This window comes from Chryseobacterium sp. MEBOG06 (assembly GCF_021869765.1).
GTDB lineage: Bacteria > Bacteroidota > Bacteroidia > Flavobacteriales > Weeksellaceae > Chryseobacterium.
Window position 1 is genome coordinate 3,427,609 of record NZ_CP084580.1, and the last position, 19,646, is coordinate 3,447,254.

Genomic DNA, 19,646 nt, shown 5'->3' on the forward strand with positions numbered 1-19,646 from the left:
TTTAATAAACATCATAAAGAGACAGCCTCTATTTCTGAAGCTGTCTCTGTTATTATTTCAGGGTACGATATGATTTTCCCACAGATTAAAAAGGATTTTTATCTCTATCTTAGAATTTTATTTAAAACTGCGGGTGCAGTACTTTTTGTTATTGATCCTGCTTATTCTTTGCCGTGAGTATTTTAGTCTTAATTAGGGAAAAAGGCTTTTCAATCAGAAATCTGTACAATAGCCCCCCTGAAAAACAAGCCACCAGACAAATGATAATGCATACGTTATCTGAAGTTTGAATATCACGCTGATCCAATATTTTCTGCACAATATGAATAATTCCTTTATGAGAAAGATAAACAGCATAAGATAAAGCTGCTAACTGTGCCGTGATATAAGACTCTGACCGATATAGAAATGATGATTTGGAAACAGCAGACATTACAATAATCCCATAACTTACTGCTACCATTGTAAATCCAATTATAGATGCTCCTTTTGAAACCTGGTCATTGCACACCCAAAATGATGTGCATAACAACAATAGTCCCAAAAAGAAAAATTGGTTTCCGTTATTATGAACGATTCTTTTAAATACTGATGAAAATTGCATTAAGTAACCAATCAATACTCCTACTCCAATCCCATCCAGCCTGGTATGAGTGGGATAATAAATCTTCATATACCATAAACGCCAAAAAGCCAGCGAACCATTTTCTGCGGGAGCAATATATTCATTCCATATGATGAATCTTGAAATCATTGAAAAAATAATTGCTGATATGATCAAAACAGTAAGGTACTTAAGTAAACCGGTTCTGGCCAGAATAAGAAGAACCACAGGAAGAGCAAGATAAAATTGTTCTTCAATACACAATGACCAAGCATGAGAGAACGTCCCCTTATCAATGACGTTTAATCCATAGTTCTGCGTAAAAGTCACAAATTTCCATACAGAAGACAGGGCCTCCTTTTCCCTGAAAAAAGGAAATGTAAAATACAGGAAAAGCGTAAAAAAATAAGCCGGAATAATTCTAAAAAAACGCTTTATATAAAACGTTTTTAAATGAAGTTTTCCCTTTTTATCAATTTCTTTAAATAACTGACCGGAGATCAGGAAACCGCTTAAAACAAAAAAAAGGTCAACCCCTGTCCATCCGAATTTCCCAACATTATCAATCCATAAAGGATGATTAAATGCCCTGTAATGGTACATTAATACCAATAAAATAGCGGCAGTTCTCAGGTGGTCCAATCCATAAAGTCTTTCTGAACGATCTGTTATCATATTTTTTCCTGCAAATATTGTCTATTTACATCCCATTTTCCACCTCACGATCCGGAAAGTACATGATAAGGTGCCAACTGTAAAAAAGACTGCCTGCATACATAATAACGCTGTCTGCCTTGATTTCATTACCTTTCACAGAATTTTTATGTATTGTATTCTAAGTTTTTATATTTTTGATCATCATGAAAACCGGACAAGAAACTCACATCAGACAATATCTATATTTTCAGTTATTATTCTGGCCTGCTTTATTTCTATTCGGGATCGGAAGAACGTATGGTGAGTATAGTGACGGGAGTGTCAGGGAAATGGCAATTTATAATTTCTGCCACTGGATTTTTCAGATTATAGGGGCCAACTTTATTTACTATGTCCTTATTCGTCATTTTCTGGATCGCAAAAAGTATATTGAGTTTACGCTCTCTCTTATCGCCAGTCTGTACCTTTTTTCGGTTATCAACAGAGTCTTTATTGTTCATATAGCCGAACCTTTTTTCATCAATGAACAGAAAGACAGCTTTATCAGTATTGTAACAGATATCAGGTATCTTTTATTTCATTACACATTTCCCATTATCAGCGGGGCATTTATATTTATTTCTATCATGTTTATTATCCGTTATAAAGATGAAAAAGAACGTACTATCAGATTGCTGAAAGAGAAAACTGAACTTGAATTAAAGTCGCTGAAGTCACAGCTCCATCCTCACTTTCTGTTCAACACCCTGAATAATATTTATTCACTGTCACTAAGCCATTCTGATAAAACTTCACAGTCTATCAGCCAGCTTTCCGATATTTTGGACTATATTCTGTATAAAGGTCAGAAAAAATGGGTTCCCATTTCTGACGAACTGGCGATTATTGATCATTATATAGCATTGGAAAGTCTCCGGTATCATGACGAAAGATTGAAAATAAGCAGACAGATAACACTCCATTCTTCCAATACCGTACCTCCCCTTCTTTATCTTACTCTAGTAGAAAATGCGTTTAAACACGGTGCAGGAAAAAGCTCAGAACCTACCGAAATAAAGATCGAAGTAGAAACGAATGAAAAATATTCTGTTTTTAAAATTGAAAACAATGATACCGGAACTCAGAATACCAATGAAAAAGGAATCGGACTTCAAAATATAAAAAAACAGTTGCAGCATCATTATCTGGAAAATTTTGAGTTCAATATCTCCCACAAAAACCATATTTTTAAGGTTGAAATAATCACTCCTTCACAACATGATTAACTGCATTATTGTAGACGACGAGCCACTGGCGGCATCATTACTGGAAAATCATATTTCCAAAATTGATAGTTTAAAACTGATTGGAAAAGCAACAAATGCATTGGAAGCTTATAAAGTTCTTCAAAACCAGGCAGTGGAACTTATGTTTCTGGATATTCAGATGCCTCATCTCAACGGAATCGATTTTCTAAAATCTCTACCTCAGAAACCAAGAACTATTTTCACCACCGCTTATCGTGATTTTGCAATTGAAGGTTTTGAGCTCGAAGCTGTAGATTATCTTTTGAAACCCATCACTTTTGAACGCTTCTTCAGATCGGTAGAACGTATACTGAGAAATACATCTGATGTGAAAGATGATTTTATGATCATTAAAACTGAAGGAATCCACAAGAAACTTTCTCTTTCAGAAATCGTTTATTTTGAAAGTCAGGGAAACGATGTGAAAATAGTTCTGGCTAATCAGGAAAGCATTATATCTAAAAGTAAGTTAGCGAATCTCGAAGCAGCACTTTCAGACAAGGGATTTGTAAGAGTTCACAGGTCTTTCATCATCAATACGGAGTGTGTCACCGCTTTCAGTACTCATGAAATATTTCTCGGACGATATGAAATTCCTGTCGGACGAAGTTATAAAAAAGAATATGATTCTTTTACCTCTGTTATTTTAAAGAATAAACTTCTATAAAACTGTATACAAACCATTTAACAATAAAATAATCCTGCAACCAATTTCAAGACTATTATTTTTAATATTTATTTTTAACATTTCTTAATATCACTTCTCTGTGAGTGATATTGAGATCTGTTTTTCAACGCATTACAGCGCATTAATTTTTTTAATTTTCTACGGTCATTTTCTAAAGAACATTTTACAAAAATGAAATAATCAAATGATTTACAATCCGTTGCAACAGCAGTAAAGTACATGATGTTAGCTGATACTCTCTTATAAATATTAAAAAAAAATGCTATTTTTGCCACAACGAATAAAATTGCTTTTTAGCATTTTTATTAGTAAGTTTATGTGCACCAAATTTATAAAACATTAAAATTCATTCCATGAGAAAAATAATTCTACTTATTACATGTATGTTCAGTATTTCAGTTTTCTCGCAGATTAAAGTCTTGAAAAATGAAAGTTTGGTGGAAATCGGTAAAGATAATTCTGTTGGTTTATATAAAAAGGAAGACAAATTTACTATCAATTACCAGGATCTGAATACCAGTAACCTGAATACGATCAGATCTTTTTCATTTCAAAATCTGAATGGAGATGTATCTGGACTTTATAAGCTAATTATGGATGGCTTTATATCTGTTCCTGATGAAAATATAGTCCTGGAACTTCCTAATGATATTATTGAACTTCACTACGAGAAAAACTACGGCCAGCAAACGGTACAGTTTATCCAGATAATTAATAAAAACCGAAAATATGTTGGTAAATCACAGTTTTTAAACCAAAAACAGGTTGACAAAGTATTCGGAAAAACAAACGGAAAATCGGCATTGTATGATAAGCCGGCCGCCATTAATCATAATGTACCCGCCAAATCAGGCTCTAATACTTCCTCTGGTACTAATTCAGGATCCGGTGTTGGAAATGGAAAAAAATCAAGAAAATAATTATAATTTATAAATATTACGAAACTCATTCCAGCGGATGAGTTTTTTTATTTTATTTTTGCAGAAAGATATTAAAAATTATGCCGCTTCAGATAATCAATCTAACCAAAAAATTTGGTGAACAAACTGCTCTTGACACCATCAACATATCTATTGATAAAAATGAAATCATCGGTCTTCTGGGCCCAAACGGAGCAGGAAAATCAACCCTGATGAAATCCATTGTAGGAGCGTTGAAGATTGATCAGGGAGAAATCATCTTTAACGGTTTAAATATTTCCGATCATGAGATTGAAAGCAAGAAGAAAATTGGATTTCTTCCCGAAAACAATCCACTGTATCTGGAAATGTATATAAAAGAATACCTTCAGTTTGTAGCTAATATTCACAAAATCTCAGAATCCAGAGTAGATGAGGTGATTGAACTGGTAGGAATTACTCCTGAAAAATCAAAGAAAATCGGTCAGCTTTCCAAAGGATACAAACAACGTGTAGGATTGGCACAGGCCATTATTCATGAACCAGACCTTTTGATTCTGGATGAACCTACCAATGGGCTGGATCCCAATCAGATTATAGAAATCAGAAATGTGATCAAAGAAATTGGCCAGCAAAAAACGGTTTTATTATCTACTCACATTATGCAGGAAGTGGAAGCGCTTTGCTCAAGGGTTATTCTTATTCATCAGGGAAATATTCTTCAGGACTGCCCTATTGATGAATTTAAGGGAAGGTTTGAAAGCCTGGAAGAGGCTTTTGCAAGCTATACAGCTGCTACAAAATAAAAAGTTTTACACAGAATAACAAAGAAATGGTTTTCTACACCCTTTGTTATTCTTTTTTAATATTTTATAAAAGACCTTCGAAATCTGTTGAATCAGCGATAACCCGGAACACCTATAATCTCAATAAATTGAATATAAGTCAGTTAAAGTACTGATTTTATAATGGCTCCATATTTGATTAGCTTTCAATGTTAAACCAATAACCGATTAATATGATCAAGCATCTTTTATTAGGAACTTTCTGCTTAGCTCAGTTTTCTTTAGCATATGCCAAAGAAGTTCCGCATGATTCAACACCGGACCGTTTTATTACTTCTTCTACTTTTCAAAAAGTACCAAAGACCGTAATTATTAAAACCAAAAAGTTCAAGATACGAATTGATAAGCAGCCCAACGGAAAATACCTTTACCAGGCCTGGAATGCCAATGCCAATATCACCAGCAAACCAAGCATGATCATAGGTGACGGAGAACTGATCCCGGACGGGTCAGGAGGTAATTATTATTTCTCTTTCAGTAATGAAGGTCATACATACCAGATCTGGAGAAATTATCTGACAGATTCTGCGAAGAAAGCACCATACACATTAGTTGTAAGCGATGTTAACGATAACGAAATTGTACGTCAGGACGGATATGTGGTTAAAAAATAGAATATAATAATACCCACCAACCGTATCAAAAATCTTTCAGTAAACTGATTGTAATAAAGAATAGAATCCTGTATTGATACAGGATTTTTTTATGTTCCGGCTTGTTTTAATTCTGTAAGGAAACCACTGCCTTCATAACTTTCATCCGCAGCTTTGTAACCGATATTAAAAATCTGTTCCAAACGGTCTTTTCCCCGTTCAAAAGTTCCGTAAGTAGATAATTCCTGAGAGGAAATAAACCAGTCACAATAATCAAACTTCACTTTTTCAATCCTGTAGGAAAGAAGGTCGTAAGAACGGGAAACAATGGCTTTGATTGAGTTCAGGTCTTTAATCTTTGCATCATTGGGAGGGGAAACAAATACCCCAATCAGCTTATCACAGGTCTCTCTGATAATATCGGCAGGGAAATTATTCAGGACTCCCCCATCACAGTACATTTCATCTCCTATAATATAAGGAGTTGTGATACCGGGAATAGAGCAAGAAGCAATAATAGCATCTACAATTTCGAAATCTTTATCGAAAATCTTCTGAGTCCCCGAAACCAGTTCTGTGGCTACAATTTTCACTTCAATATCCAGATCTCCCAGTTTCATATCATGAAAAATAGGTTTTAGATAGTTTCTGAAAATGATGGAAGATACCAGCCCCGGCTGGTTAAATGCAAAATGTTTCCAGTTGAAAAAATAAACCGAATTGAAAAAATCAAGGATTTCTTCCGGAGTCTTTCCGATGGCATGAAGGCATCCTACAATAGATCCTGCACTGCAACAAGAAAGGATATCTACGGCTACTCCTTTTTCATTCAAGAATTTTAATACTCCTGCATGGGCGATTCCTTTAGTACCACCTCCTGATAAAACAAGTCCGACTTTCTCAAAATTCATAGAATAAATGTAAGAAAACAAGACGATATAATCGGATTATTTTTTTTAAATACGCTGATTTTACATTATTTTTAACATAAATAAATTTATCATTAAATATGAAGAGTGGATTTACAAGAACTAAAAAAAACCACAGGTAGAATATGTGGTTTATATGTAATTAAATTTTATCAATCTTAGCATCATATAGCTGTAGAAGATTGATACAATCTTTCTCTGTTTTTGCTGATTCAAGTTTTTCAATCAAATCAGGATAGTCCTTAAATATCTTTTTAAAAACACTTTTAGACAGGTCAGTAAAACCATAAATCTTTTTTTTACTTTTATCAATAACATGCTCTCTGATTTCAAGACCGATACTAAGAGCCGAGTTATAAAAACTTCTATACCAATTTATATTATTTCCTTCATATATTATTTCAACTAAACCTTGATCTTTTGGCAGTTTATCTGAAGAAGCATAATATTCATGATTTATATTATTCTCGTCAGTAATTTTGATGTATTTTACATCACTTGGTTGTATCCAGGTCTCATTTCCGGCATTATCACGTATTTTCATTTTGAATACAATGGTAGCAAAAGAATACTTTTTGTTTGTAAACTTACCTATATTCCTGACTTTAGCTTTTATTGTATCACTTGAGCTTTTCAGGATATATTTTACCGGAAAATATCCTTTATCCACATTTTCCTGAGAAAAACCTAGCATAAAACAAAAGAATGCGAATAAAAAGATAATTTTTTTCATAATAATATTTAAAAAAGCTCAGATAAATCTGAGCTTTCATTATTTATATTTCTTTACATTTAATTAAATGTGGATCACTTCACCATAAGCTGCTGCTGCTGCTTCCATGATGGCTTCTGAAACAGTTGGGTGCGGGTGGATAGACTTGATAATCTCATGACCTGTAGTTTCAAGTTTTCTTGCTACAACAGCCTCAGCTACCATATCCGTTACTCCTTCTCCAATCATGTGGCATCCTAACCATTCACCATATTTAGCATCGAAAATTACTTTGATAAACCCGTCTGTATTCCCGTTAGCAGTTGCTTTACCACTTGCAGAAAGAGGGAATTTACCAACTTTGATTTCGTATCCTTTTTCTTTAGCCTGCTTCTCAGTAAGACCTACAGAAGCTACTTCAGGGTGACAGTAAGTACATCCAGGGATATTGCCATAGTCGATCTTCTCAACGTGCATTCCTTTGATTTTTTCTACACAAGTGATTCCTTCAGCAGAAGCAACGTGAGCTAATGCCTGAGTAGGAATGATATCTCCGATTGCATAGTAACCCGGTGCAGAAGTTTCATACCACTCGTTTACCAGTACTCTTCCTTTATCTGTCTGAATACCTACTTCTTCCAGTCCGATGTTCTCGATGTTTGCAGCAATACCTACAGCAGATAATAACATATCAGCCTCCAGCGTGATGTTTCCGTTAGCCGTTTTCACGTTAGCTTTTACACCTTCGCCACTTGTATCAACGCTTTCTACAGACGCATTGGTCATAATTTCAATTCCTGATTTTTTCAGAGATTTTTCTAAGTGCTTAGAAACTTCCTCATCCTCTACAGGAACGATATTTGGCATAAATTCAACAACAGTTACTTTTGTTCCCATTGTATTATAGAAATCAGCAAATTCTACTCCAATAGCTCCAGAACCTACAACAATCATAGATTTTGGCTGCTCAGGAAGAGACAATGCCTGTCTGTATCCGATTACTTTTTTACCATCCTGCGGTAAGTTTGGCAATTCTCTTGAACGAGCTCCTGTAGCAATGATAATGTGGCTTCCTGAATATTCAGTTACTTTTCCTTCTTTATCTGTAACAGAAACTTTTTTACCTTTCTGTACTTTTGCAGTACCAAGAATTACGTCAATCTTATTCTTTTTCATTAAGAATTCGATTCCTTTGCTCATTTTGCTGGCAACTCCACGGCTTCTCTGGATCACATTCGGGAATTCAAAGCTTGCCTCCACTTTATTCAATCCATAATCTTCAGCATGGTTGATATAATGAAAAACCTGAGCTGATTTCAATAAAGCTTTAGTTGGAATACATCCCCAGTTCAAGCAAATTCCTCCTAAGTTTTCTTTCTCGATAATTGCGGTTTTGAAACCCAACTGTGCTGCTCTGATCGCAGTAACATATCCACCAGGACCACTTCCAATGACAATAATATCGTAATTCATTACTTTAAAAATTTTTATGCGAATTTAAGGAAAAATATTGGATGTTTTATGTTTCTGCCAACCGATCTTAAAATGCAACAACAAGGTGTTTTTATTTAATTTAAAACAAGAGAAGAGAGCACGATACGCACTCTCTTTCAATATTATTTATTTTATTTTGAAAATTCCTTAAAATTACAAATGATAAAATTGTCTTTTCTAATTTTAATACCCGCAATAATTCTGTATTATTTAGCCTTTTGAAGCAATCGTTTTTCAGTTTGATATCTGTTATTTAAAGCCTTCATCTGGTCTCTCTTCATCTGTTTGGTAGCAAGCGGATGATTAAGGATCAGTTTTTTCTCAGTATTATACTTTTTGGTAAGCTCCTGCATTTTAATATTAACCAACTCGCTCTTTGACGGGTGTGGCGGAACCGGTGGATGTTTCTGAGCAAAAACATTCGCGGATAAACCTAATAACAGTAATGTTGAAATAAATAACTTTTTCATAATGTTCATATTTTTTGAATGATTTCAATCAAATATTTATTATCAATTAAATTCATTCTGGTTTATATCTCAATGTACACATATCGTACCAATATTCATAAAAAAAGAGATCTTTCTTCCATTTACAATCTTTAAAAAAGAAATTCACAACATACAATTTTAACATTTAAAGTATTGATTATGAACTATTTTTTCATACTTTTATTACTTATTTCACCTCTATACAAGCACTCATGAAAAAAAATTTACTTACCCGAGATAAAATTTGGTTAAAAGAACCTGAAGATCATGATTTCCCGGCCGCTCTTGATTACCTTGAGCTTATTTTTGAACCCGATCAGGCACAAAAGCTTGTTGGAAAATTAAAAAAAGCCGCTACCATCTCCAAAAAATCTAAAGATATCCTAAGAGCCAGCAGGCTCCCTTTGCTTCCAGAAACAAACATTCATGTGAAGGAAAATCTAAAAAAGGTAGAGAAAAACAAAAAGCTTTCTCCCATCTTACTGGTAAGGGGTGAGCATGACCTTATTATTGCTGATGGTTATCATCGTTTGTGCTGCAGTTATTATCTTACTGAAGATTTAGAAGTACCCTGCAGATTGATATAAAGTTTACAAATAAAAAAATATCACAGAGAGTAGATTTACACAAAACTTACGCTTTTTTATAATTTCACAATAAACCATTTAAACAAAATAAAATGAGAAAGTACATTTCAATTCTTTTATTTGGAGGTGTATTCATAAATGCACAAGTAGGTATTAATACCACTACTCCCAACAGTACACTTGCTGTCAACGGCTCATTAAGAGCAGGCTACAGTGAAGTGACCACCCCAGCCTACACGATTTCAGGCAACGGATCACTACATTACCTACAATGGAGCAGCTAATGCTACATTCACCCTCCCTGTCGTCGGAACCGGGACAACAAGTTATACGGGAAGAATTTATAAGATTAAAAATATTTCTGCTTTCGGAATTACCCTTCAGGCATCCAGTGGCAATACATTAAGAATTGACAATACTCCGGTTTCATCTTTTCTGATTCCTACAGGAGCATATGCTGAGGTTGTTAACAACAGCAATACGACTGCAGGAACATGGGATTTGTCTTTTACGGTTCTTCCTAAACCGAGTAATGTAGAAATATACGGAACACAGCTTTCTATTCCGCCTCATGGGCTGGGAACTTCCCCGGTTACGGACTGGACCAACCATGCCAATGCTACTTATGATACCGGTATTGCCCCCGACAGGTGGTGGATCATCAGTAAAACCTCAGTGGACAATGCACATACAGCAGGCTATTCCAATGCCAGCAGAATGACTCTTGTTTATGAATATCAGGGGACCCCTTTTAATGTAGCCAATATGTATCCCATCCTTACTGCAGGAAATAATTCAAGTTTTCCTGATGTATTTACCGCCTCTTTTGTAAGTCTTGCCAATAACGGGACTGCAGGAAGAACGAGGCTTACGGTGTCTGTTGCACGTATTGACTTTATAGGAAGTAATGGAGCCAATAACAGTAACTGGACAGGAACATTCCTGCTGAATGTTCTGTTAGCAAGAAAATATTAACGTCATATAAAAAATACATTTAACAAAGAGCAGATTTCTTCTGCTCTTTTTCTTTAATTAAAAACGGCGAAAACAGCACTGAGCAAATAAAACATAACGACAAGAGCAGGCAGCCTTTGGACTATGAGCATATGAAAATGGTCTTTACTGATTCGGTATTCTTCGAATTTTTTACAAACTTAGGGGTTCAGCAGGTTAACAAGGGCTTTATCAAAATCCAGATAAGAAAACCGGAATTCGCTCTTTATCAGTTTTTCAGGGTAAACATTACGGCTTTTTAAGAGCAGTTCTGTTTCTGTTCCCAGAAACAGGGAGGCTATTTCCAGCTGCCAAACCGGAGCATCCAGCCCAAAAGATCTTTTTAATGCTTTTCTTAATTTCTGCATCATAGATCCGTTTGATAAAGGTTCAGGAGCAGTTACATTGATAGGCCCTGAAATATGTTCATTTTGAATAATCCATTCTATCGCTTTACAGAAATCACTGATATGAATCCAGCTTACCATCTGGTCTCCTCTTCCTTGTTTTCCTCCTAAGCCCAGTTTGGTAATCATTTTCAGTTTTGGAAAAGCACCTCCGTTATTTCCAAGAACAATAGAAGTACGAAGAGCTGCTTTTCTTATGCCCTGATTTTCGGTTTTAAAAAATTCGTTCTCCCAGCTTTTGCATATATTCATTGAAAAGTCGTCTCCGATAATTCCGTTTTCTTCTGTATTCAGATGTTTTTCGGAATGTACATAAATGGTTGCTGAGCTGGCATTCATCCAGATCTTTGGCGGGTTTAAACATTCATTTACTGCTTCCTGCAAAACTTTAGTACTGTTGATTCTTGAAGAGAAAATTTCCTGTTTGTTTTTATCATGATACCGGCAATCCACAGATTTTCCGGTGAGATTGATCAGCACATCTGCATTTTCAAGGGTCTTTTTCCAATCTCCTATGGTTTCTGCATTCCAGGAGATTTCATTTTTACGCATCGGTTTTCTGGTCAGAATATATACCTGATTTCCTTTTTCTGTAAAGTATTTTTCAAGGTTTCCGCCAAGAAATCCGGTTCCTCCGGCTATGATTATTTTCATTGTTTAATAATTTGAAGGTTTGAGAATAGAAATTTCCTGTTTTACACTATATGTTTCTTTTTTTTCACCTGAATTTCAGAACCTTCTGCCAGCATTACTGAAACAGGTTCCTGACGGTTCAGACAATCAAAATCATTTCCATAGATCTTCTGAAAATCAATATCCAACTGATGGTCTTTTACGAAATAGCAATCCCATTTCGGATGGCAGACTTCATATTCTGAAGTTGTGCTTTTTGTTTTGGTAAAACCCCAGTAATGTTCTGTGATAAATTCAAATTCTGAATCTGCTTTCATTGCCTGAGCTTTCTTTTCAGCTGTGATCTGAATAGAATACCAGCTTTTATCCTTCCACGAGTATTTGATCAGCAGCTCCTCATCCTTCTCCATAATACTATTCTTCATCGGCATGGTATGATAATTTTCTTTGTATACAGAGTTTGCTACCAGACTTAATGCAGGTTTCGGAACTATTTCCTTGATAAATACCACTCCTCTTTTCCATCTTTCATTTTCTTTTTTCTTTACATAAAATCTTAGATTGACCTCTTCAAAATTCCGGTGAAAAGGAATGGGAAAGCCTAACAGTTTCGTATTCAAAAACATGAATCCCACTAAACTGACGTAGCATTTTCCTTTATAAAAATCAATCTCTGTACCTTCAGGAAGGTATTTCATTAATAATCCAGGATCAATTTCGTAATTGGCAATGGCCAATTTTCTCCATTCTGCCCGTAAAAAATTCATAATACTTGTTTTTTAGATTAAAAAATTGCTATCCCCTCATGAGTAGAAGATTCTGCAACGGCTTTTATTAATTCATTTCTTTGTAACAGGAATTTTCTAAGATAATCCGTAAGAAAAAGAGCATTAAAAAGCTTTCCTATTATTCCCAATGGAGATTCAAATTCAAAGACATCGGTCATCAGGGTTTTTCCGTTTACAGATTTAAAAATGTGCTGATGCTTGAGCGATTTAAAAGCTCCCTTCTGCATTTCATCTGTAAATTGATTGGGAGCCTCCATACTGACAATTTTTGTAGTGAGATTCTGATACACTCCCAGATGTTTTGCTCTCCAGGTGACGGTTTCATTTTTTTCAATCAGGCCTGAGGTACGTCCGGCGATTGCTTTTTCATTTGTTTTTGCAGTTGACTGCTGATGCAGATCAATATTTCTTGCCAGATCAAAAACATAGTGAATATCTGCTTTGATAAGGGTGTTTAAATAGATTGTTGACATTTCTTTTAATTTTTTTTATCAGTTTAGAAGACTTGGACCTGGAATAGGGAAGTTATCAGAAATTCTTATTTCGGTCTCAGGATAAATACATTTTGGACAGTTTATTTTTCATTGGTCTGTGTTTAAGGATTTATATAGATTATGACTTTCGATCACATAGAATAAAGCCATAAAAGGACTGTAGAAAAATGCCATTATAACAAGCCCCCCGGGTATCTCCATTATTTTATGATCAATTCCTATTATTTGCAGTAGGAGTAAGGAAATCCAAACGGGCATTATGGTCATTCCATAGATCAGAAAAAGCGGTGATATTTTTACTTTAAGCCGAATTTTGATGATAAAACTGATAAGCTGAGGAATTCCTACAATAAAGTAAAACATCATCCATCCTTCCAAGCCGCTCACTATAGTCCCAAGAAGTCCTGTTATCAGAAAAAACAACTGAATGTAATAATCATATTTTGAAAAGATTTTCATCCGGTTTACTTTAAAAGGTTAAAAAATCTCCACGGGTTCGTTTGTTTTTAGATCTGAAAGTAAAATACATCCAGATTTTAAATATCAAAGTTTTCATATTTGATTGGTATTTCTTTTTTCAAAGCATGTTTACGACCTTTCAGGAATAAGAACAGGTTCAAAAGCATCATCACTCCGAGATAAATTGAAAAGCCTCCTATTTTTTTACTTAAAGCTACCACCAGCCTTTCTACTGTTTCAATTTGGGCAAACTCAATAATGCATAGAGCAAAACCTATATTCAACAGATAGAATCCTATTTTAAAAAGTGAGTTTGTAGCCATAGCGATATCTTCCTTCTGATGAAAAATATCAATCATAAAGGTCTTTGAGTTTTTAAACAGAAACTGAGAAACCAAAACAGTAAGCATGATTACAAGTGGCAGGTAGATCATGTACGCAGAAAAATTGTACGCCGTAGTTAAAATTGCAGTTGTCATGATAGTATTATTTTAAGGTTATTTTTTTTCTCAAAAAGTAAAGGATGAAAATGTTCACATAATGCAATGCACAAAGAATCAATAAAATGCTTCCTATGCGTACTGCTGTTATACCTATGACCTCCTGCATCGTATTGATTTTCGTCCAGGTACTCAGGCTTGCTGCGATATAGCCCAAATTCAACAGGTAATAACCTCCCAGAAGTACCCTGTTGATCGTAAGACAAAGATTTTCATCATGAAGCAGATATTTCAGATAAGCTTTTCCTGCCTGGTAACACCTTCTTCCCACATCAATTGTGATATACGAACTGATACTGAGGAAAAGTAAATACGAAACAATATTGAACATTTTATAAATATTATATTTTCAGTAATTTTTGAAAATTAAATTCAAATAAAAAAGGATTTTCATCCTATTCTATTCTTTATTTCAATAAGTTGGTAATCTTCCCTACCAACCAATGATCATCACTTTTTATCGCCAGATCCATGATATTGTTGATCTTCCCGGTGACAGAGCTGAAATCATTCATAAGCTTGATAAATTCCTTTGCTTCTTCTGAATCATTATCTTCAATATTCTTTAAGTCTTCAAGGAAAGAGATAACAGGTTCAATTTCTCTTTTTCTGCGTTCTTTGGTAATCTGTTTGAAGAGATACCATACATCTTTTTCTGCTACAAAATATTCTTTCCGATCTCCTTTTACAAATTCTTTTCTTACAATTCCCCAGTCTATCAAAGCACGAAGATTCATATTGGCATTTCCTCTTGATATCTCCAGTTGTTCCATCACCTCATCGGTAGAAAGCGGCTTGCCACTTGCCAAAAGCAGAGCATGTACCTGTGCCATTGTCCGGTTGATTCCCCAATTGGTAGCAAAGGTTCCCCAGGTCTGAATATATTTTTCTTTTGCTTCTGAAAGTTGCATTGTAGATGTCTTTTAGATTTCTGAAACAAATGTAATTATATTTTTTGAATTTTCAATAATTTTTGAAAGTTTATTTTCAAAATAAAACAGACCTTCCTGAGAAAGCCTGTTTTGATTATGTTTTAAAGTATAATATTTAATGAATTTCAGAAATTTTCAGGGTTCAATGCTGACTGAAATTCCCTGGTTCCAGTATTTTTCTTCAGGCATATAATATAAATAGGCATTGCTGGACTTTCCGGTATAGGTTCCGGAAAATTCTACTTTGAGATCAAGATTGATCGTTTTTGCTTCCTCAGCATCCATATGCTCCCAATACAGTACCAGATAATTGTCAAAAATCTCGTAGTAAGAAATCTGCTTCTTATCAATCAGATCTTTCAGGAAAGCATTTTGCAATGTGAGCCCTGCAGGAATACCAATCTTGGCTATAGTCATTGGCAGCTGACCGTTTATCTTATTTGTAATGGTAATGGTCATTCTGTTGGTCTCTCCTACCCTGGCAAGCTTAGATTTAAGCTTTGTTTCCAGTGTCAGGGGGATCACTTTACTTTCTGGAGCCTGTAATGTGTAATATTGATATTCCAGTTTATAAGGAAGTCCTTTCTGGGATGGATAATGTACACCGATCTCGTTTTCTCCTGATTTATAGGCCGAAGAAATACTTATATCAGAGAATACATTGGCTTTGTTGATAATAATCACCGGGCTTTCATTTCCATACAATTTTTCATTTTTTGAGTAAAAATCAGTGAGTGCCTGAATTGCCAGACTTGTTGCCTGTGTAGAACCAAACCCGTAATATCCGTTATAACCAATCAGTTTATCTACAACTTCAGCTATTTTTAACTGGTTAATCTTACCATCTTTCTGAAGGGCCATAATGTATAATGAAAGTGTTTCCGCAACAGCAGAAAAGCCTCCCGAACCGGTAAAAGTAATTTCAGGTTTTATACTTTGGGTTTCATATTGTTTATTCAGAATGGTCATCAGATTATCATATTCCTGATGCTTTCCGAGGTTGGCAGAAGCATTGGCAAGCAAAGCCAATTGATAAGAATCTTTAGTAGCCAAAGCCCTTTTCATCATTACTTTAAAAGAATCTTCAAGTTCATTCTTGAAGCCTAGTTTAGACAAAGCATAAATAATGTACATATTTCTGGACCAGGAATGCTCAGAATAGGTGTTTTTCGATTCATATTCTTTTCTTACCTCAAATAATCCGTTTGCATTTTTCTTTGACAAAATAAATGCGGAAAGTCCCTCTATCAGTTTAGGATCTGTGATTACATGCTTTTTTAAATCTGTAAACACCAATAATGCGAATGCAGAAAGTGTTATATCTGATGCTGTGCTATTAAAATACCCGAAACCTCCGTCCTTGTTTTTGTAACTCAACATTTTCTGAAATCCTTTTTTCATATTCTTAATCACCAGATTCTCGGTATTAGTATCTATTTTTTTTATTGATTTTAAATAATCCAAAATGAAAATATTAGGATAAACCGTTGAAGAAAGCTGCTCAAAACATCCGTAAGGTTCTCTTTTCAATCTTTCGAGATCTTCAAACATCTGTAAGGCTCTATTCTGATATATATAATAAGACGAATGGAGACTTCCGTTGATATACTCTGGAATATTGATTTTCAGATCTTCAGTTTTATTATTGATAATAGAATAGTGATGAGGAAAACCTTTCTCTTCTACTTTAAACGGAAGTATCATCGTTTCTCTGAAATCACCTGATCTCACCGTAAACTGAATATTAGAATTCACGACCTCATCCGTCTGTATTCTGACAAATAATCTTCCTGATTCCAGGGGTTTCAAGGTAATAAGACTGTCTGCTTCTATCAGTTTTACATCATTCGGAACAATCACATTCATCTTCATTATTTTAGTTTCCGGAGAATTATTTTTAATGACAACAGGAATCGTCATCTGATCTGTTCTTGTCAGATACTGTGGGATTTTAGCATCCAATGAGATGAGGCTCTGCGCTGAATAAGTAGTTTCGTCTTTACCCAACAGTCCTGATGCGGAGACCCCTTCTGTCATGATCCTGAATGTGGAAGTGGCATCGGAGTTATAAAATTCAACTTTTGCCTTTCCATTCTTGTCGGTTTCTACTACAGGATTCCAATAAAGTGATTCTCTGTAATCAAAGCGATAGGAAGTATTGGTTGTTTTATATTCGGGGTAAGCAAATTTCCTTGCTGCAGAATATAATATAAGACGAGCATAAGGAATTTCTTGTACTGCAAAATAGGATTTCGGAGTGATATCAAACTGGATTTGTGAGGTACTATTCCTAAAAGAATTCACAATCACTACTCCATTCACGGCTCTGCTTCCGTAAACGGCCGTAGCAGCAGCATCTTTAAGAACTGTAATACTGCTGATGTCATTTGGATTTATGATGGTATTAAAATTTTCTACCGGAATTCCGTCAACAATAAATAGTGGGGTTTTATTGGCCACTGAACCTTCACCTCTGATTCTTATCTGTGCATTAGCACCTGCCTGCCCAGCAGGTGTTATTATCAATCCTGCTACTTTTCCGCTTAATAATGAGGCTACGTTTGGGTTCTGAATTTCTGAAGGAGACGTTATAGTGACGGATGCTGTTGCATTTTTATCTTTACTCACCATAGAATATCCCGTAACAACTACTTCTTCAATACGTTGATTTTTTATTGTGTCATATCTTCCTTTGTTGAGCTGATTCAGCTGCTGGATATTGTGTCTGTTTTCTGTCTTTGATTCTTCTTTTAGCTCAGCTTCCTTTATGATCTCCTCTACATTTATATTTGTAAGCTTTTGTTTTATTAAAGGGTTAATGTCCAAATTATAGGATAAAAACCTTACCGTCACTTTATTTTTAGGTTGGAAAGATTTAGCAATGATCTTATACGAACTGTTTCCATCTAAATCTGAAAAATAAAACTTCCCATTTTCTGCAGTTACCTGTTTAAGAATCCTGCTACCAGAAACATCTACAAGAAAAACATCTGATGCCACAGGTTTTTTATTTTCATCCTCTACTATTCCATAGACGGTATTCTTTTTTTCGGGAAGATATTGGTACTTGTTTGTTTTAATGACTTCGCGAGTAAGTTCAAAGTACCTGTATCCATTTGTCAGCATAACAAGATCCAGACTTTTCTCGGCTTTGTCTTCTTTAGAGTCAAAATAGAACTGTGGTTTTTCAATTTTTCCTTTCAATTCGGAATCTATGAGAAACCATGAAACGATATTATTTTGCTTATCATCAGCATAGGTCCATAGTTTATCATCCACTACACTGAGTCCAAGATTAGCAGTAACGGGCTTGTTATTTTCATCAGTGGTTTCGATGTCCAGCTCTACTTTTTCTCTGGGCAGATAATATTGCTTCACTGGCTTTACTTTAATCTTTAGCTGAGTACTTTTATTGGTAAAAACAATACGTTCTGCCACAGGAGCGTCATTTTCCAATACCGTAAAGCTACAGATTCCAACTGGAAAGTCTTTTTCAGGTAAATTAAATTGACTGGTTCCCTTTTTTAGCAAAAGCACTTTGCCAAAGACTTCTTTTCCACGGAATCTTCCTTTTAGTACGATACTCTTTTCCTGAGTAGATACAATTGTCAATATCAGGTTTTTATTTTCCTTTTTGATGTTCAGAATCACTCCATCATCCTGAGCAGAAGGTAAAAGATAAGTTCCGGCTATATTTTCCGGCTTTATAACCTTTGCATAATAGTTCTCACCTTTTTTTGGGGTAAAAAGAAAATTTCCCATCCCGAAATTATAAGCCGGAACTTCTTTTATTTTTTCATTGTCCTGATTGTAAATACCTAATACTGCATCTACGGGTTTTTCAAATTCGTCAAGAATCTTAAAGGCAATATTCTGTTCTATTCCGTTGATGAAGGTTCCTCCTTCGGGCATCAATTTTACGTCCAGATTATTCAGAACAACAGGAATATTTCTGAAAACAGATTCTGTAAATCCATCAAAATTCACTTTAATATTCAAGAGTGCATCAGATGATTTCAAAGATTCCGGAAGCTTAAATTTCAAAAGTTTTTTACCTTCTTTATCGGTGGTGAATTTCCCTTCTGAAACCATTTCTCCGTTATGCATCACCGTATACTCAGCTTCATAAAAAGGGATTGGCAGGTTACTCAGGCTTCGCATAGAAAAGTTTGCTGACACTTCATCCCCGGGTCCATAGCCCTTTTTAGGAAAATCAAGCTTCATTAGAATTCTGGGAGACACGATTTTTTGGAGATTAATTTCTTTTTCAAAAGCATTTTTCCCATCTTCGTTCTGCATCCAATTCGTATATGCCCGGAACTTATAAATACCGCCTTTCATATCTTCATCAAAGTAGAAATATCCCTGGGCATATCCATTAGTAATCTCGTATTTTAATTTTTTTAAAATGCTCCCGTTAGGCTCAATAATTTCCAGGTTAACAATTCTGCTGTCTTCTGCCGGAAGGTTATTTTCTCCTTTTATAACGTATATTTTAAAATACATTCCTTCTCCCGGTTTATAAAAAACATGGTTGGTCTGAATATATGTTTTCTCTTTTTCAAAGTCCCGAAAAGATTGCTGAGCTTTAAAAACCACAGTTGAAAGCAGTACGTTTAACAGGATGATATATGATTTAAGGTTAAGATTCATAG

The 19,646-nt window shown here is 35.0% G+C and carries 21 protein-coding genes; 8 read left to right on the plus strand and 13 right to left on the minus strand.

What is annotated here, in order from left to right; translation table 11 throughout:
• Window positions 1-148: 148 nt before the first annotated feature.
• Complete coding sequence (locus LF887_RS15765) at window positions 149-1,279, minus strand: acyltransferase family protein (RefSeq protein WP_236855200.1); 1,131 nt, start codon at window positions 1,277-1,279, stop codon at window positions 149-151.
• Between the two features lie 185 nt (window positions 1,280-1,464).
• Here LF887_RS15765 and LF887_RS15770 point away from each other — a divergent pair, with 185 nt between their 5' ends.
• The 5 genes from LF887_RS15770 to LF887_RS15790 all read left to right on the plus strand — a co-directional run bounded on the left by LF887_RS15770 (window position 1,465) and on the right by LF887_RS15790 (window position 5,593).
• The gene (locus LF887_RS15770; protein WP_236855201.1) at window positions 1,465-2,526 is read left to right on the plus strand and encodes a sensor histidine kinase; all 1,062 of its coding nucleotides are present in this window, start codon (window positions 1,465-1,467) and stop codon (window positions 2,524-2,526) included.
• Window positions 2,519-3,214: a LytR/AlgR family response regulator transcription factor gene (locus LF887_RS15775; RefSeq protein ID WP_236855202.1), complete on the plus strand. Its 696-nt coding sequence runs from the start codon at window positions 2,519-2,521 to the stop codon at window positions 3,212-3,214. Before LF887_RS15770 ends, LF887_RS15775 begins: the two co-directional genes overlap by 8 nt.
• 374 nt (window positions 3,215-3,588) lie before the next feature.
• Entirely contained in the window at window positions 3,589-4,155 is a 567-nt protein-coding gene (locus LF887_RS15780; protein WP_236855203.1) for a hypothetical protein, read from the plus strand.
• Between the two features lie 80 nt (window positions 4,156-4,235).
• Window positions 4,236-4,940 (plus strand): ABC transporter ATP-binding protein, encoded by a 705-nt coding sequence (locus LF887_RS15785; protein WP_236855204.1) that lies wholly within the window; start codon window positions 4,236-4,238, stop codon window positions 4,938-4,940.
• Window positions 4,941-5,152: 212 nt separating this feature from the next.
• Window positions 5,153-5,593, plus strand: coding sequence for a hypothetical protein (locus LF887_RS15790; RefSeq protein ID WP_236855205.1), 441 nt, complete (start codon window positions 5,153-5,155; stop codon window positions 5,591-5,593).
• 89 nt (window positions 5,594-5,682) lie between these two features.
• Here LF887_RS15790 and LF887_RS15795 read toward each other — a convergent pair whose 3' ends face one another.
• From LF887_RS15795 to LF887_RS15810, 4 genes are all read right to left on the minus strand, one after another.
• A complete protein-coding gene (locus LF887_RS15795; protein WP_236855206.1) occupies window positions 5,683-6,483 on the minus strand; it encodes a patatin-like phospholipase family protein in 801 nt (266 codons plus the stop codon).
• Window positions 6,484-6,643: 160 nt separating this feature from the next.
• Complete coding sequence (locus tag LF887_RS15800) at window positions 6,644-7,234, minus strand: hypothetical protein (protein WP_236855207.1); 591 nt, start codon at window positions 7,232-7,234, stop codon at window positions 6,644-6,646.
• Window positions 7,235-7,297: 63 nt separating this feature from the next.
• Complete coding sequence (lpdA, locus tag LF887_RS15805; RefSeq protein WP_236855209.1) at window positions 7,298-8,686, minus strand: dihydrolipoyl dehydrogenase; 1,389 nt, start codon at window positions 8,684-8,686, stop codon at window positions 7,298-7,300.
• A gap of 227 nt (window positions 8,687-8,913) precedes the next feature.
• The gene (locus tag LF887_RS15810) at window positions 8,914-9,177 is read right to left on the minus strand and encodes a hypothetical protein (RefSeq protein WP_236855210.1); all 264 of its coding nucleotides are present in this window, start codon (window positions 9,175-9,177) and stop codon (window positions 8,914-8,916) included.
• Between the two features lie 233 nt (window positions 9,178-9,410).
• On the opposite strand from LF887_RS15810, the gene LF887_RS15815 reads away from it, so the two are divergent.
• The 3 genes from LF887_RS15815 (at window position 9,411) to LF887_RS15825 (ending at window position 10,760) form a co-directional block, all read left to right on the plus strand.
• Window positions 9,411-9,785, plus strand: coding sequence for a hypothetical protein (locus LF887_RS15815; protein ID WP_236855211.1), 375 nt, complete (start codon window positions 9,411-9,413; stop codon window positions 9,783-9,785).
• 92 nt (window positions 9,786-9,877) lie between these two features.
• The gene (locus LF887_RS15820) at window positions 9,878-10,069 is read left to right on the plus strand and encodes a hypothetical protein (protein ID WP_236855212.1); all 192 of its coding nucleotides are present in this window, start codon (window positions 9,878-9,880) and stop codon (window positions 10,067-10,069) included.
• 217 nt (window positions 10,070-10,286) lie between these two features.
• On the plus strand, window positions 10,287-10,760 hold the full coding sequence (locus LF887_RS15825; protein WP_236855213.1) for a hypothetical protein: 474 nt from the start codon (window positions 10,287-10,289) through the stop codon (window positions 10,758-10,760).
• A 179-nt stretch (window positions 10,761-10,939) separates the two neighbouring features.
• On the opposite strand, the gene LF887_RS15830 is transcribed toward LF887_RS15825, so the two are convergent.
• From LF887_RS15830 to LF887_RS15865, 8 genes are all read right to left on the minus strand, one after another.
• Window positions 10,940-11,839 carry a TIGR01777 family oxidoreductase gene (locus tag LF887_RS15830; RefSeq protein ID WP_236855214.1) on the minus strand — a complete coding sequence of 300 codons (900 nt, stop codon included), beginning with the start codon at window positions 11,837-11,839 and terminating at the stop codon, window positions 10,940-10,942.
• 41 nt (window positions 11,840-11,880) lie between these two features.
• A complete protein-coding gene (locus LF887_RS15835; protein WP_236855215.1) occupies window positions 11,881-12,585 on the minus strand; it encodes a YqjF family protein in 705 nt (234 codons plus the stop codon).
• Between the two features lie 17 nt (window positions 12,586-12,602).
• Window positions 12,603-13,079: an SRPBCC family protein gene (locus LF887_RS15840; protein WP_236855216.1), complete on the minus strand. Its 477-nt coding sequence runs from the start codon at window positions 13,077-13,079 to the stop codon at window positions 12,603-12,605.
• A gap of 108 nt (window positions 13,080-13,187) precedes the next feature.
• Window positions 13,188-13,559: a hypothetical protein gene (locus tag LF887_RS15845; RefSeq protein WP_236855217.1), complete on the minus strand. Its 372-nt coding sequence runs from the start codon at window positions 13,557-13,559 to the stop codon at window positions 13,188-13,190.
• Between the two features lie 77 nt (window positions 13,560-13,636).
• Window positions 13,637-14,038 carry a hypothetical protein gene (locus LF887_RS15850; protein ID WP_236855218.1) on the minus strand — a complete coding sequence of 134 codons (402 nt, stop codon included), beginning with the start codon at window positions 14,036-14,038 and terminating at the stop codon, window positions 13,637-13,639.
• Between the two features lie 7 nt (window positions 14,039-14,045).
• A complete protein-coding gene (locus tag LF887_RS15855) occupies window positions 14,046-14,390 on the minus strand; it encodes a hypothetical protein (protein ID WP_236855219.1) in 345 nt (114 codons plus the stop codon).
• A 76-nt stretch (window positions 14,391-14,466) separates the two neighbouring features.
• Window positions 14,467-14,970 (minus strand): GbsR/MarR family transcriptional regulator, encoded by a 504-nt coding sequence (locus LF887_RS15860; protein WP_236855220.1) that lies wholly within the window; start codon window positions 14,968-14,970, stop codon window positions 14,467-14,469.
• A 156-nt stretch (window positions 14,971-15,126) separates the two neighbouring features.
• Window positions 15,127-19,644, minus strand: coding sequence for a TonB-dependent receptor plug domain-containing protein (locus LF887_RS15865; protein WP_236855221.1), 4,518 nt, complete (start codon window positions 19,642-19,644; stop codon window positions 15,127-15,129).
• Window positions 19,645-19,646: the final 2 nt, after the last annotated feature.